General features: G+C 40.4%; 12 protein-coding genes and 1 pseudogene. 8 read left to right on the plus strand and 5 right to left on the minus strand.

Annotated elements, in window-relative coordinates:
- Positions 1–154: 154 nt before the first annotated feature.
- Complete coding sequence (locus tag FTT85_RS10510; RefSeq protein WP_180183504.1) at positions 155–1,435, minus strand: aspartate kinase; 1,281 nt, start codon at positions 1,433–1,435, stop codon at positions 155–157.
- A 346-nt stretch (positions 1,436–1,781) separates the two neighbouring features.
- Entirely contained in the window at positions 1,782–4,475 is a 2,694-nt protein-coding gene (gene alaS, locus FTT85_RS10515) for an alanine--tRNA ligase (protein WP_180183505.1), read from the minus strand.
- A 573-nt stretch (positions 4,476–5,048) separates the two neighbouring features.
- On the opposite strand from alaS, the gene FTT85_RS10520 reads away from it, so the two are divergent.
- Positions 5,049–6,077, plus strand: a complete 1,029-nt coding sequence (locus FTT85_RS10520; protein WP_180183506.1) for a type I glyceraldehyde-3-phosphate dehydrogenase — start codon at positions 5,049–5,051, stop codon at positions 6,075–6,077.
- Between the two features lie 200 nt (positions 6,078–6,277).
- A complete protein-coding gene (locus FTT85_RS10525) occupies positions 6,278–6,580 on the plus strand; it encodes a hypothetical protein (RefSeq protein ID WP_180183513.1) in 303 nt (100 codons plus the stop codon).
- Positions 6,581–6,738: 158 nt separating this feature from the next.
- Here FTT85_RS10525 and FTT85_RS10530 read toward each other — a convergent pair whose 3' ends face one another.
- Both FTT85_RS10530 and FTT85_RS10535 read right to left on the minus strand, forming a co-directional pair.
- A complete protein-coding gene (locus tag FTT85_RS10530; RefSeq protein ID WP_180003989.1) occupies positions 6,739–7,038 on the minus strand; it encodes an AzlD family protein in 300 nt (99 codons plus the stop codon).
- The gene (locus FTT85_RS10535) at positions 7,035–7,781 is read right to left on the minus strand and encodes an AzlC family ABC transporter permease (protein ID WP_180183507.1); all 747 of its coding nucleotides are present in this window, start codon (positions 7,779–7,781) and stop codon (positions 7,035–7,037) included. The genes FTT85_RS10530 and FTT85_RS10535 overlap by 4 nt, the downstream gene beginning before the upstream one ends.
- A gap of 142 nt (positions 7,782–7,923) precedes the next feature.
- On the opposite strand from FTT85_RS10535, the gene FTT85_RS10540 reads away from it, so the two are divergent.
- From FTT85_RS10540 to FTT85_RS10565, 6 genes are all read left to right on the plus strand, one after another.
- Complete coding sequence (locus FTT85_RS10540) at positions 7,924–8,379, plus strand: Lrp/AsnC family transcriptional regulator (RefSeq protein WP_078189073.1); 456 nt, start codon at positions 7,924–7,926, stop codon at positions 8,377–8,379.
- A gap of 320 nt (positions 8,380–8,699) precedes the next feature.
- The gene (locus tag FTT85_RS10545; protein WP_180183508.1) at positions 8,700–9,866 is read left to right on the plus strand and encodes an ATP phosphoribosyltransferase regulatory subunit; all 1,167 of its coding nucleotides are present in this window, start codon (positions 8,700–8,702) and stop codon (positions 9,864–9,866) included.
- A gap of 66 nt (positions 9,867–9,932) precedes the next feature.
- A complete protein-coding gene (locus FTT85_RS10550; protein WP_078189071.1) occupies positions 9,933–11,252 on the plus strand; it encodes an adenylosuccinate synthase in 1,320 nt (439 codons plus the stop codon).
- A gap of 192 nt (positions 11,253–11,444) precedes the next feature.
- Positions 11,445–12,248: a M48 family metallopeptidase gene (locus FTT85_RS10555; RefSeq protein ID WP_180183509.1), complete on the plus strand. Its 804-nt coding sequence runs from the start codon at positions 11,445–11,447 to the stop codon at positions 12,246–12,248.
- 97 nt (positions 12,249–12,345) lie between these two features.
- Positions 12,346–12,654 (plus strand): hypothetical protein, encoded by a 309-nt coding sequence (locus tag FTT85_RS10560; protein WP_078194385.1) that lies wholly within the window; start codon positions 12,346–12,348, stop codon positions 12,652–12,654.
- A 112-nt stretch (positions 12,655–12,766) separates the two neighbouring features.
- The gene (locus FTT85_RS10565) at positions 12,767–13,546 is read left to right on the plus strand and encodes a M48 family metallopeptidase (RefSeq protein ID WP_180183510.1); all 780 of its coding nucleotides are present in this window, start codon (positions 12,767–12,769) and stop codon (positions 13,544–13,546) included.
- Between the two features lie 55 nt (positions 13,547–13,601).
- Here FTT85_RS10565 and FTT85_RS10570 read toward each other — a convergent pair.
- Positions 13,602–14,189: pseudogene (locus FTT85_RS10570) on the minus strand (hypothetical protein); the annotation flags it as partial.

Here is a 14,189-nt window from a genome sequence, read left to right on the forward strand (position 1 = left end):
AATCATTGTGACAGTCGCAAACTGAGTAAATTTTAAAATCCTCAGGTTTAATATAACAGAGCCACTATAAAAAAAACTATAGTGGCTCTAAATTTTTACGATGTTTTTCAAAATCTGTCTAACAATGACAAATTTTGACACACAGCAAGGTTAATTAAGCACGTACACTTGATTCACCTGTTTCACGGTCTAGACCGAATGCAGTGTGTAGAGCACGTACAGCAAGCTCTAAGTATTTCTCATCGATGATCACTGAAATTTTGATTTCAGAAGTCGAAATCATCAAAATGTTAATGCCTTCTTTTGCAAGAGCAGTAAACATTTTGCTTGCAACACCTGCGTGTGAGCGCATACCAACACCAACAATCGATACTTTTACGATGTCTGCGCGAGTTGCAACTTCACGTGCACCAATTTCTTGTGCAGTCGCTTCAAGAATGGCTTTCGCTTTTGATAATTCACTACGGTTAACTGTAAATGTGAAATCAGTTGTGCCGTCTTCTTCAACGTTTTGGATAATCATATCCACTTCAACATTGGCATCACCAATTGGTGAAAGGATGTTTGAAGCGATACCTGGTTTATCCGGTACACCAAGAATAGTTAATTTAGCTTCATCACGGTTGAACGCGATACCTGAGATGATTGGTTGTTCCATGTTGTCTTCCGCTTCAGTGGTGATTAGTGTCCCGACGTTTTGTTTAAAGTTTTCGTCGAATGCGCCATCATCGTCATTATCAAAACTTGATAATACGCGTAAAGGCACTTGGTATTTACCGGCAAATTCTACAGAGCGAATTTGAAGGACTTTAGAACCAAGTGATGCCATTTCAAGCATTTCTTCAAAAGAAATACGATCAACTTTTTTAGCTTTTGGAGCGACACGAGGGTCAGTGGTGTAAACACCATCAACGTCTGTGTAAATCTGACATTCGTCAGCTTTAAGTGCAGCAGCCAATGCAACACCTGAAGTGTCAGAACCACCACGACCTAGAGTCGTAGTGTTACCTTCGGCATCAAAGCCTTGGAAACCTGCCACAACAATGACACGTCCAGCGTCAAGGTTTGAAGTCAATACATCTGTATCAATCGCTTCAATACGCGCCTTGGTAAATGCGCTGTCGGTTTTAATACCAACTTGACGACCTGTAAGTGATTTAGCTTCAACACCAATAGAGTTAAGTGCCATTGCTAACATAGAAATCGTTACCTGTTCACCCGTAGACACCATTTGGTCTAATTCGCGTGGATCAGGTGTTTCGGTAATGGCTTTCGCTAAAGCAAGTAGACGATTGGTTTCGCCACTCATTGCAGATACAACAACCACAACTTTGTGACCGTGATCATGCCAACGCTTTACACGACGAGCAACATTTAAAATGCGCTCTGGAGTACCCATTGAGGTACCGCCATATTTTTGAACGATTAATGCCATAACTATCCTTACCAAGTAAATAAGTCTAAAGACTTAAAGCACTTACACATATTTTAAGACCGCACTTGAGCGCGATTTTAATATACCACGTAGCTCATGAACTCCAAGGTAGGAGGAGTTCAAATAGATACTTTGTGTCTGCAGGGGATTCACATGAACCCAGCCTTTTAGACTCCATTTTCATCATTTAGCCAGAGGTTGAATATTAGTTTCAACATGATGATTGAGTTTGCGCTTTCACGCATCAACAATGTTTAAGCAGGATCCAGCATTAAAAAACACACTGCTTAAACCTGTTGATTTGCTCAAAGGAGGTGAGTCACTTTGAGCTATAGGACTTTTGGTCTTATTTTGCAGCTAACCATGCAACGAGGTCAGTCATTACCGCTTCAAGTTTGTCGCTATAAGGCGCACCACCTTGAGCCATATCAGGTTTACCACCACCTTTACCGCCAAGTTCTTGACCAAGGTGTTTGATGATGTCACCTGCTTTTACAGCAGCAGTGTATTCTTTAGCAACTGAAGCAATCAGGCTCACTTTGTCGGCATCAACCGCTGCGATCACGATCACAGCATTGTCTAACTTAGATTTCACACCGTCGTGCAAGTTGCGAAGTGATTTCGCATCTACACCTTGAACAGTAGTGATTAAGGTTTTGCGGCCAGCAATCTCTTGAACTTGACTCAATAACTCAGCTGCTTGGAAGCTCGCGAGTTTTTGGTTCAATTGTTCAATTTGTTTTTGCAAGCTAGACGCTGTGTGAGACAAAGCTTCAACTTTTTCTAAAGTTTGATCTTTTTGCGCTTTCAGCAAATCGTTGATTGCATGAATGTCACGATCTGCTTTTTGCGCAGCTTCAACTGCCTTAGTACCCGTAACGGCTTCAATACGACGTACGCCTGCAGCAACACCGCCTTCAGATGTAATCTTGAATAGGCCGATGTCACCTGTGCGTTTTACGTGAATACCACCACAAAGTTCGATAGAGAAGTTTTTCTCATCTTTGGTTGTACCCATTGAAAGTACACGTACTTCGTCACCGTATTTCTCACCGAACAACATCATTGCACCTTTTTCTTTGGCCGCATCGATGTCTAAAAGTTCAGTTGAAACAGCAGTGTTGGCAATCACTTCGGCATTGACAATGCGTTCAATTTCTTGAAGCTGTTCAAATGAAACAGGCTGATCATTGGCAAAGTCAAAACGTAAAAGTTCGCTGGCAACCAATGAGCCTTTTTGCTGTACGTGCGTACCCAAAACTTGGCGCAGCGCTGCATGCAACAGGTGAGTCGCAGAGTGGTTGCGCGATGTTGCTGCACGGATATCTGCTTTAACAATCGCTTCAACCGCTTGAGCCGCTTTTAAGTTACCCATGGTCACGATGCCTTGGTGTACAAATGCGCCGCCTGATTTTTTGGTGTCTTGAACTTCAAAAATACCAGTTTCGTTTTTGAAGATACCTGTATCGCCAACTTGACCGCCACTTTCTGCATAGAACGGAGTTTGGTTTAGAACGATTAGTGCTTCGTCACCTTCAAAAACTTCATCAACTTGTTCGCCGTCTTTGTAGATTGCAACAATTTGACCTTGGCCTTGAGTTGCGTCATAGCCGTCAAATTGAGTCTCGCCTTCAACTTTCACAATTGAGTTGTAGTCGACAGCAAATTTACCAGCATCACGCGCACGTTGACGTTGAGCCGCCATTTCGACTTCGAAACCAGCTTCATCAATCGTTAAATCACGTTCACGTGCAATGTCTGCTGTTAAGTCAGTCGGGAAGCCGTAAGTATCGTAAAGTTTAAATACTGTTTCGCCCGGAATCACTGAACCTTTAAGTTGAGCCAATTCACCTTCAAGCAATTTCAAACCTTGCTCTAAAGTTTTTGCGAATTGTTCTTCTTCTTTCAAAAGCTGTGCTTCGATACGTGCTTGCTGTGCAGCAAGCTCAGGATAAGCAGCGCCCATCGCGTCGATCAGCGGCTGCAACATTTTATGGAAGAATGAACCTGTTGCACCCAATTTGTTACCATGACGTACTGCACGACGGATAATACGGCGAAGTACATAGCCACGGCCTTCGTTAGACGGGTTAACACCGTCTGCAATCAAGAAGCAGCAAGAACGTGCATGGTCAGCCACAACTTTAAGTGAAGCAGGGTATTCAACTGGTTTGTTTTCTGCTTGTGCTTTTGCTTCAAGTTCAGTGGTATCTAAACCAATGATTTCAGCAGCAGCTTTAAGTAGGTTTTGGAATAGGTCAATTTCGTAGTTTGAGTTTACATGCTGTAAAACTGCAGAAATACGCTCAAGGCCCATACCTGTATCTACAGAAGGTGCAGGAAGGGCATGCAGAACACCATCAGCAGTACGGTTGAACTGCATGAATACGTTGTTCCAAATTTCGATGAAACGATCGCCATCTTCTTCAGGAGTGCCCGGTAAGCCGCCCCAAATGTGGTCACCATGGTCAAAGAAGATTTCAGAACATGGACCGCAAGGACCTGTATCGCCCATTGCCCAGAAGTTATCTGAAGCGTATTTTTCGCCTTTGTTGTCACCAATACGGATAATGCGTGAAGCGTCTAGACCAATTTCTTTGTTCCAGATATCAAATGCTTCGTCATCTGTATGGTAAACAGTGGCATAAAGTTTATCTTTTGGCAGACCTAACCATTTTTCGTTGGTTAAGAAATCCCAAGCAAATGTGATGGCATCACGTTTGAAGTAGTCACCAAATGAGAAGTTACCCAACATTTCAAAGAACGTGTGGTGACGTGCTGTATAACCAACGTTGTCTAAGTCGTTGTGTTTACCGCCGGCACGGACACATTTTTGTGAAGAAGTTGCACGAACGTAGTCACGTTTTTCAAGACCAAGGAAGCAGTCTTTAAACTGGTTCATACCAGCATTTGTGAACAATAGTGTTGGGTCGTTGGCAGGTACCAGAGAACTCGACGCGACACGTGTATGCCCTTGCGATTCAAAGTAGCTTAAAAAAGCTTCGCGAATTTCAGCTGATGTCATAAAACGAGTACTCACAACCAAGTCTCTCCTAATTTCGATTTGGTAATAGCATATCAAGCAAGTCTTACAAAATTTTAAAGCTGGCTTGAGATGCTGACATAAAATTTAAAAACGCTAAATTATAACGGAAAAAGGTGTAGTGACCAATGATTTTCGGCTATCTCTATGACTTTTTATATGTTTTAAATTTAGCACCTATATTTTTAGATTTTTAAACCTTTGGAACGCTGAAAGTATTTATTGATTAATCTAGTGAGCACTGTTTTCGGCGTTTTATTTATATGTCTTGGAAAGTTTTCAATGTTCAAATTCAGCACGTTGATAAATGCTCTACGTGAAGGTGCTTTGCATTTATATTTTTCAGTTCATTGGGGAAAGTGCATGTTTACATCCAATTTAATCATAGTGTTTGGACTTGATCTTGGTGCTGTACATTTTCAGTGAAGCTAATATTTAGATCTAAACAGGCGCTAACGCTTTATAAAAATATAGCCCAATAAGCATTAAACGAATAAATGATAACGTTTTCATGTTGAAATCCATTAACATATAGATGCTTTATTTTTGTTTCAAAACGAAGGATTGGTCATGCAGCGAGTGGCAATTAATGGATTTGGTCGAATCGGACGCAATGTATTACGCGCTTGGTTTGAAAATCCAAAAGAATTTCATTATGAAATTGTTGCCATAAATGATGTCGCTGATGTGGAAACCATGGTGCATTTGTTTAAATATGACACCACCCATGGTCGTTTTGCAGGCCAAGTCGAAATCATTGAACAAGATGGCGCTATTTTTCTAGATATCTCTTGTGCTCAAGCGCATCTCAAAGTGCAAGTTTTAAATGAAGCACAGCCGAGTCTTTTGCCTTGGCAGCAACTGAATGTCGATGTGGTACTCGAATGCACAGGTTTATTTAGATCGCGAGAGGCAGCCACACAACATATTGGTGCAGGTGCCAAACGTGTGATTATTGGTGCGGCGCCGTTTGACAGTGTTGATGCTGCGATTGTGTATGGTGTTAATCATCATGAAGTCAAAGCGACGGATCAAATTATTTCGAGTGTGTCGTGTACCACACAGGCTTTGGTGCCTTTAGTCAAAATTATTGATGATGCATTTGTTATAGACACAGCACTCATGACAGAAATTCATGCTGTGACTGCGGATCAGTCTGTATTGGATCATGCACATCGTGACTTACGTCGTGCGCGAGCTTCGGGTCAAAATATTATTCCAACGACGTCTTCAGCTCTAGGGGCATTGAAACGGGTCATGCCGAAAATGGAAGATCGAATCGATGGCTATTCGATTCGTGTACCGACGATCAATGTCGCTGCAATCGATTTAAGTTTTGTGTCCCAATCGCTTATCACCAAGCATGAGTTAAATGCAGTGTTAAGCAAAGCTGCACGTTTTGATTATCATGAAATTATGTCAGTAACCGATGAACCTTTGGTCTCAAGTGATTTTAATCATTCACCTTATTCATTGATTGTCGATTTGAATCAAACCATGGTGGTAGGAAAACAAGCAAAAGTCTTCGCATGGTATGACAATGAATGGGGCTATGCGAACCGCTTACTCGATTTATGTGAAAGCTTTCATTCTCTTTAAAAATTCAAACTTATCCGATATAAAAAACATCTACTAGCTTGTAGGTGTTTTTTTATTTTCTAAAATTAGATGAAAAATCATGCGTAATGACGTTGATGTATCTCGAAAATATTGAAAAACTTTAAAAAATATTCAAGCACAGCCGATTTATTGTTTAAGATGAAAGTCAAAGAAATATATAAAGAGTATTGAGCATGATGTTGATGTTACTTTGGGGATTTATTTTATTATTGGCGCTGGCGGTTATATTTTTAATTTGGCTACAGTTTAATCGTGACGTATCGCAATCTACCGCGCATGAAACATTGCCACTTGAAGAAAAAGTGGTGCATCTAGAAGCCAACCTGAAAAAGACCTTGGAAATTATGCAAGACCTTGCAAAGAAAATGCATATCCAGCAAGAAGTATTAGATCAAACCACTCACAAATTACAGCAAGTTGAATTGCAAAATGCAGAATTGGTGAACATTTTGGCAAAAGTGGTCAAAACCGATCAAAACTAATCGAAAGATAAAGAAGACTGCCCATAGCTCGATATCTGCATGAAGCATGTAATCTCAAGGTATGGGTATTTTTTTATCCAATAAGATGATTCTCAATATTTATTGTCATTGGGTTCAAATCGTAGTTCACGCGTTTTTCAACATATGATCGTATGGGACTAAATCAAAATTTGTCTTAACACGGCTGCTGAAAGCATGCTAATCACAACGGTAGGCAATAATGAAAAACGTGATGCTGCAAATAGGGTAATGGCCATCACGATCAAATCAGCAGGATTATCTTTAACAAAATAAGGCGCGATCACTGAGATCAACACACAGCCGGGAACAACTTCCATAATTTGACGTTGTTTGTTGGTGAGGCTACGGTTTTTCAGTAACACATAACCCAAGATACGGGTCAGGTAAGTGGTTAAGGCAATAAATAGAATCGCGATCAGGGTGCTAGAGTGGATCATACATCATCTCCAATTAGGAAAAATGCAGAAGCAATACCCGTAACTGCGCCAATCGGAACATACCAGCCCGCAGGGAGATACAAATAAGCCAGAGATGCGGCAATCAAACTGACCAGCCATGGACGCGCCGCTTTAAAGCCTTTCCACATGCCACGTAGTAAAACAAGAAATACAGCAGGGAAGGCCATATCAAAACCAAGTCGACTAATATCGCCAAGTATCGGTCCGATCATTGCTCCTAAAGTGGTAAAGCCGACCCACATCAAATATAGAGCACAGCATAAGCCTGCATAGAACATCAAACTAAAGGCGCGCTGAATTCCCAAAACATTAGATTTTTTTTGCGCATCAGCCAAACCCACAGCCCAACTTTCATCGTACATAAAAAATAAAGCGGTATAAACCTTACGATTCGGTAGATGTCGTAAATACGGGACAAGGCTCGCCCCCATTAATAGGTGCCGACTATTCACTAAAAACGTAATAAACATCAGCATGAGAATATTAGGAGGATTGGTCCAAACTTGCAAAATGGCAAATTCAGAACCACCGGCAAAGTTAAGACCAGTCAAAAGCGGTACTTCTAAACTAGAAAAGCCTTTATGTGTTGCCTGAGCACCCAAAACTAATGCAAAAGGAATAATGCCCAGCAGCATTGGAATAGATGTTTTTAGACCTCGTTTAAACTCAATAGAATGCTGTGAGTGGGTGTGATTGAGTGTACTTTGTCTAAACATCAACATGACGTTTTCCATTAAGCGAGATCGAAAGCAATATTTTATGGATATCTGAGCAGCATTTGGCAGCTATTTTATGGAAGATTGCTTTTATTGTGTAATGAAATTGCTAAAATAAAGATTATTGTGAAATTTAGTGCCTTTATTGATGGATCAGATAGATAAACGCATTTTGCAAGCATTACAGCAAAATGGAAAACTACAAAATAATGAATTGGCCCAACTTGTTGGTTTATCACCTTCGCCGTGTTTGAGACGGGTTAAGCAACTAGAAGATGAAGGCTATATTGAGAAATATGTTGCTTTACTGAATCAGTCAAAATTGAATTTAAGTTTAACGGTATTTGCGCGGATTTGGCTAAAAGGTCAAGATGCAAAAACCGTGAATGATTTTGTCGCAGCGATTCAAACGATGCCTGAGGTCGTTGAATGTCAACTCATGGCAGGGGATTGTGACTTTTTCTTACGTATCGTCGTGGCAGATTTAGAAGCCTATCGAAAGTTTCAGATTCATCATTTAACGCAGATTGCCAGTGTGCAAAATGTAAAAACAGAGATACCTTTACAGGCCGTTAAACAAACTACAGCGCTTCCATTGGATTGATGTTCGTGTCTTAAATTAAGTTATTGAGCCTGATCATATTTATAACTTTGTTTAAAACTTCATCTATAGAAAGCAGGGTGCTGATTATTTTTTATCAAATGGTTAAAAAATAACGTTCACAGAATTTTAAAATATAAGCATAAACATATATTTAGTTGTAAAAATTAAAGCTGTTTATGAAGTAATAAATGCTGAAGCATCTTTTATGAAAAAGTCGTGTGCAAGCGTAAAACTATCGTGCTAAACTAGGAGAAATCGGGTGTGCTCCCGATTTTTTTATGCGGATTTGTTCCGCGCTGACAAGAATTTAGGTTTACAACATGCCCATTTCAGAGACATGGTTATTACCTGATGGTGTAGCTGATGTACTGCCAGAACAGGCGCAAGTGATTGAATCTTTGCGTCGTGAAGCATTAGACTTCCTCGCATCTCGAGGTTATCAGTTGGTGTACACGCCATTCATTGAATACATCGAATCTCTATCTTCTCTTTCAGAATCGAATCAAGATTTAGACTTAGCCACTTTTAAAGTGATCGATCAACTTTCAGGTCGTTTGCTTGGTGTGCGTGCCGATATGACACCACAAGTGGCTCGTATTGATGCGCATGTACATCCTGTCGAAGGTGTAGCTCGTTATTGCTACGCTGGTACAGTACTACATACTAAACCACAGGGTTTTAATACCACACGTGCACCTTTACAGTTAGGTGCAGAATTATTTGGTTCAGACAGCATTGATGCTGACGTTGAACTGATTGATGTCATGATCAACTTGCTTGCTAAAGCAGGTCATGCAGATGGTATCCATCTTGATTTAGGGCATGTCGGTTTATTCCGCAGCATGGTGAAACAAGCTGGCTTGAGCAAAGTAGTTGAACGTCAGTTATCTGACTTGTATCAACGTAAAGCTTTACCTGAACTTGCTGAATTCACACAAAAGCTTCCATTCGGTCAAGATTTTTATACCTTAGGTCGTTTTGCAAGTGATTTAGATGCGTTACAAGCAAATTTAAGTGCTGAAGTTTTAAATAACGAAGCATTTAAACTGGCTTTTGATGCAGTGAAATCGACACAAGCCGCAATTCAGGTGCGTTGGCCAGAACTACATATTGGTATCGATGTTGTAGAACTTCGTTCATATCATTATCACACTGGTTTAATGTATGCCGTATATGCACCAAACCGTGCTGCGCCATTGGCTCAAGGCGGCCGTTATGACGGTATTGGTGAACACTTCGGCCGTGCGCGTCCAGCAACAGGTTTCTCTTGTGACTTATATGCATTAACTGCAGGTCAAGTTCAGAAAAGCCAATTTTTGGTTGCACCAAAAGGCATCGAAGCAGATTTATTAAAGGCAATTGAGGCAGCACGTACCGAAGGGTTCAGTGTGGTTCAATTGTTAGGTAATGATGATTTAAGCTCTGCACCATATGCAACGCACCAGTTGGTGAATGCAAATGGCGAGTGGACAATCAAACAAATTTAATCGCGGATGTGCCTGCGGGCACACACGTTTTTTCCAATTTTAACAGCATGATGCAATGAGGCTATTATGGGCAAGAATGTTGTGGTACTTGGTACCCAATGGGGCGACGAAGGTAAAGGTAAGATCGTCGACCTGCTCACAGATCAAGCGGCTGCGGTAGTTCGCTATCAAGGCGGACACAACGCAGGTCATACACTTGTGGTTGGTGGTAAGAAAACTGTATTACACCTCATTCCATCTGGTATTTTACGTGACAACGTATTGTGCTTAATTGGTAATGGTGTTGTTTTATCACCTGAAGCTTTAATCCACGAAATGGAAGTTTTAGAAAAAGAAGGCGTGCCTGTACGTGAACGTCTACGTATTTCTCCAAACTGTCCATTGATCCTTCCACACCATATCGCACTTGACCAAGCACGTGAGAAAAAACGTGGCAATGCGAAAATTGGTACAACAGGTCGTGGTATCGGTCCTGCATACGAAGATAAAGTGGCTCGTCGTGCAATCCGTGTTGCTGACTTGGTTCGTGGTGGTGCTCATCTTAAAGCTCAACTAGAAGAGCTTCTTGAGTACCATAACTTCCAATTGACTCAATTCTTCGGTGTTGAAGCCGTTAAAGTTGAAGATGTGATCGCTCTATGTGACGAATGGCGTAAAGTCATCGAACCTATGGTGATGGACGTTACTGGCGAACTTCATGCTTACCGTAAAGCAGGTAAGAAAATCATGTTTGAAGGTGCGCAAGGTTCACTTCTTGACGTTGACCACGGTACATATCCGTACGTTACTTCTTCAAATACGACTGCTGGTGGCGTAAGCTCAGGTTCAGGTCTTGGTCCATTACACCTTGACTATGTATTGGGTATTACTAAAGCGTACACAACTCGTGTAGGTGCTGGTCCGTTCCCAACTGAACTTGTTTATGATGCTGCGAACGATGTTGGTGATGCGATCGGTAAACACTTGGGTACAGTAGGTTCTGAGTTTGGTGCGTCTACTGGCCGTCAACGTCGTTGTGGTTGGTTCGATGCTGAAATTCTGCGTCGCTCAGTAGAAGTAAACTCACTTTCTGGTATTTGCTTAACTAAACTAGACGTTCTAGATGGTTTAGAAGAAGTGAAAATCTGTGTAGGTTACGAAGCAGCTGATTCTGGTTGTGTAGGTTCTTCTGATGCGCTTGCATTTGAAACTTTAAAACCGATCTACGAAACTATGCCAGGTTGGTCTGAGTCTACTTTCGGTGCGAAATCACTAGATCAATTGCCACAAAATGCAATTAACTACGTGAAACGTTTAGAGCAATTGATTGAATGTCCAATCGACATCATTTCAACTGGTCCAGACCGAGATGAAACAATCGTATTACGTCATCCATTCGACGCATAATGTTGTTGAATTAAGATGTAAAAGCCTCGCGAAAGCGGGGCTTTTTTATATAACGAAGAATACAACTTCAAAAAAGTTGATTAAATTTAAATGATGGAAAAATAAAGATTTTGAAAAAATAAGCATAAAAATATTGAGTCAGTCAATTTTTTGTATATATTTGACACTCTTTATAAATAACTAGAGATCATGATGAATTATAAAAAATCTTTGGCATGCTTTGCCGTAGCAGCTTCTTTATCAGGTTGTACCACGATTGCTGATCTTGCAGGTGCTGATTCTGCATCTTTGAACTTACAGGCAACACAGTCTTATAACGCAATGCTGAAAGACGCACAGACCAAACAAGTGCTCGATACCAAGTCTGCGACTTATCAAAAAGTAAACCGTGTTTTCTGGAAAATGAAACCTTTTGCAGATCAAATGAACCAGACAGGGCAGGCTTTTGATTGGAAAGTTGCCGTGATCAAGTCTAAAGAAATCAATGCCTATGTCGCACCCGGTGGCAAAGTTGTTTTCTATACAGGAATCGTCGAAACACTCAAACTTACGGATGATGAAGTCGCTGCAATCATGGGTCACGAAATGGTTCATGCCTTAGAAGAACATGCAAAAAATAAAATTGGCGCTTCAGCACTAACCAATCTTGCGGTGAGTATCGGTTCACAATATGTAGGCAATGCTGCAGGCGGCTATGGTGCAACCTTGCTTGATTTGGGTAGTCAATTTGGTGTGGGCTTGCCGTATTCACGTAATTTGGAAAGTCGCGCGGATAAAGGTGGCCTAGTGATGATGGCAAAGGCTGGATACAATCCAGAAGCGGCGATTTCATTGTGGAAAAAAATGAATGCGAATGATAACAGTGGCAACGACGCACTGAGCAAATTTATGTCTACACACCCAAGCAATAATGACCGTATTGCTGCTATGCAAAAAATGATGCCGGAAGCGCAGCAATATTATAAAAATGCGACACCTTCGAGAGTACGTCGTTAATATCTGCGGTTTTCAAGACTAAAGTTGCATTTTAGTACGCTACACACTTTGTGTTGAGTTGCTAAAATGCAATTTGAATTAGGAAGAGAAGTGCAGGATGCAAAAGAATATTTCGACCACCATTTTTTATTCTTTATTATTTGCGATGGGGGGAGCACCCACTATTGCTATGATGATCATTCGTGCCCAAACTCAAGATCCACAATTAATTTATCAAGCCCTGATTGGGTTGTCGGTGATTATTGCCTGTATTCTTGTGCCCATAGTTTTGATACAAAATGCTGTCCTATTTTTTAAGCGAAAAAATGTGCAGTTAGAAGAAAAAATTAAGCCATTAATGCATGTGTATTTGGGCTTGAATGTGGTTTGTTTAATCTATTGGTTGGTTCTTCAATTTTCAGCTTAAAAAAATTACATAAATACTATTATAAGTCGCTATAACTTCGTTTTAAGCTCCAAATCATAAGAATATAATATCCATAAATTCACTTATATTTTAATGGTCTGGAGTATCCTTAATGAAAAAAATAATTCTAACGAGCCTGTGTATGGCCGGTGTAATGACGATTTCGGGCTGTGCGACAGTGGCAGATATGGCAGGAGCGGATACTGCTACATTGAACGCGCAAGCAACACAAAGTTATAACAAAATGGTGACAGATGCGCGTTCTAAAAATCAGTTAGATACTTCATCAAGTACGTATAAACGAATTAATTCAGTATTCCTCAAACTTCGCCCATTTGCAGACCAAATGAACCAAACGGGTCAAGCGTTCCAATGGCAATTGGCAGTCATGAAATCAGACCAAGTCAATGCCTTTGTCGCTCCAGGCGGTAAAGTTGTATTTTATACAGGTATCGTCAATAAACTAAATTTAACTGATGCAGAAATTGCGGCAGTTATGGGACATGAAATGGTCCATGCTCTTGAAGAGCATGCAAAAAGTAAATTGGGAGCGCAAGCCTTAACTGATCTTGCATTGAATATTGGTTTAAGTGCGGCAGGTAATAATGTCGGTCAATTTGGTACTGCGGCCGCGCAGTTGGGTAGTCAAATTGGTATAGGTCTGCCTTATTCACGTTCTTTGGAAAGCCGTGCAGACCAAGGTGGCTTAATGTTAATGGCACGTGCAGGTTATAACCCACAAGCGGCGATTACGCTTTGGGAAAAAATGAATAAGCTTGAAGGTGCGGGAGGTTCATCATTCTTATCAACGCATCCATCAAACTCACAACGTATTGAAGCGATGCGTAAAAATCTACCTGCAGCGCAGCAGATTTATAACCAACGTCGTTAATAGTATGAATGAATTATCCATTTTAAAAAAGCAGGCCGTGGCCTGCTTTTTTCTATCACGAACAAAAATCATTGATAGATTTTGATGATATTTCATTTAGAGATTTAATTTCATTATCTTTTTTATCAAATTCTTTAAGGTTGTTTTGATAAGTTTTAAAGATTGTACAATTCCATTGCTTTAGCTTTTGATCCGATTCTTTCCATTGATAAGGGTTCCATTTTTTTTCGTTACTTATTTTAATGGATGAATTTTCTAGGTCGGTTAAAAAATGTTTTGCAAATTTAGTTCCATACCAAACATTATCTTTAAATACCAGTGAACCATCAATATAAGTTCTCTTTAGAAGCTCATCGGGGACTAAGAATGCATCTTTTTGTTGTTTGAAAAACAAACGCCGCCACATGTGATTATAGTTTTTATTAAAGAATTGCTCATTAACTTGTAATGCATTTTGGGGTAATGCACGTAATTGAGTTGTTTGCGGTGTAATATCACGTCTATAGCCAAATCCTAAAAAACTATAGAACAATAGAGATATGGGATATTCAAAAGATTTTAAAGACAAAGTCATAGAAATTATGATTCGAGATGAAATGTCTGTGCGAAAAGCAGCACAGCATTTTAACATCTGTATACAAAC

It is taken from the genome of Acinetobacter sp. YH01020 (assembly GCF_013420275.1).
Lineage (GTDB): Bacteria > Pseudomonadota > Gammaproteobacteria > Pseudomonadales > Moraxellaceae > Acinetobacter > Acinetobacter amyesii.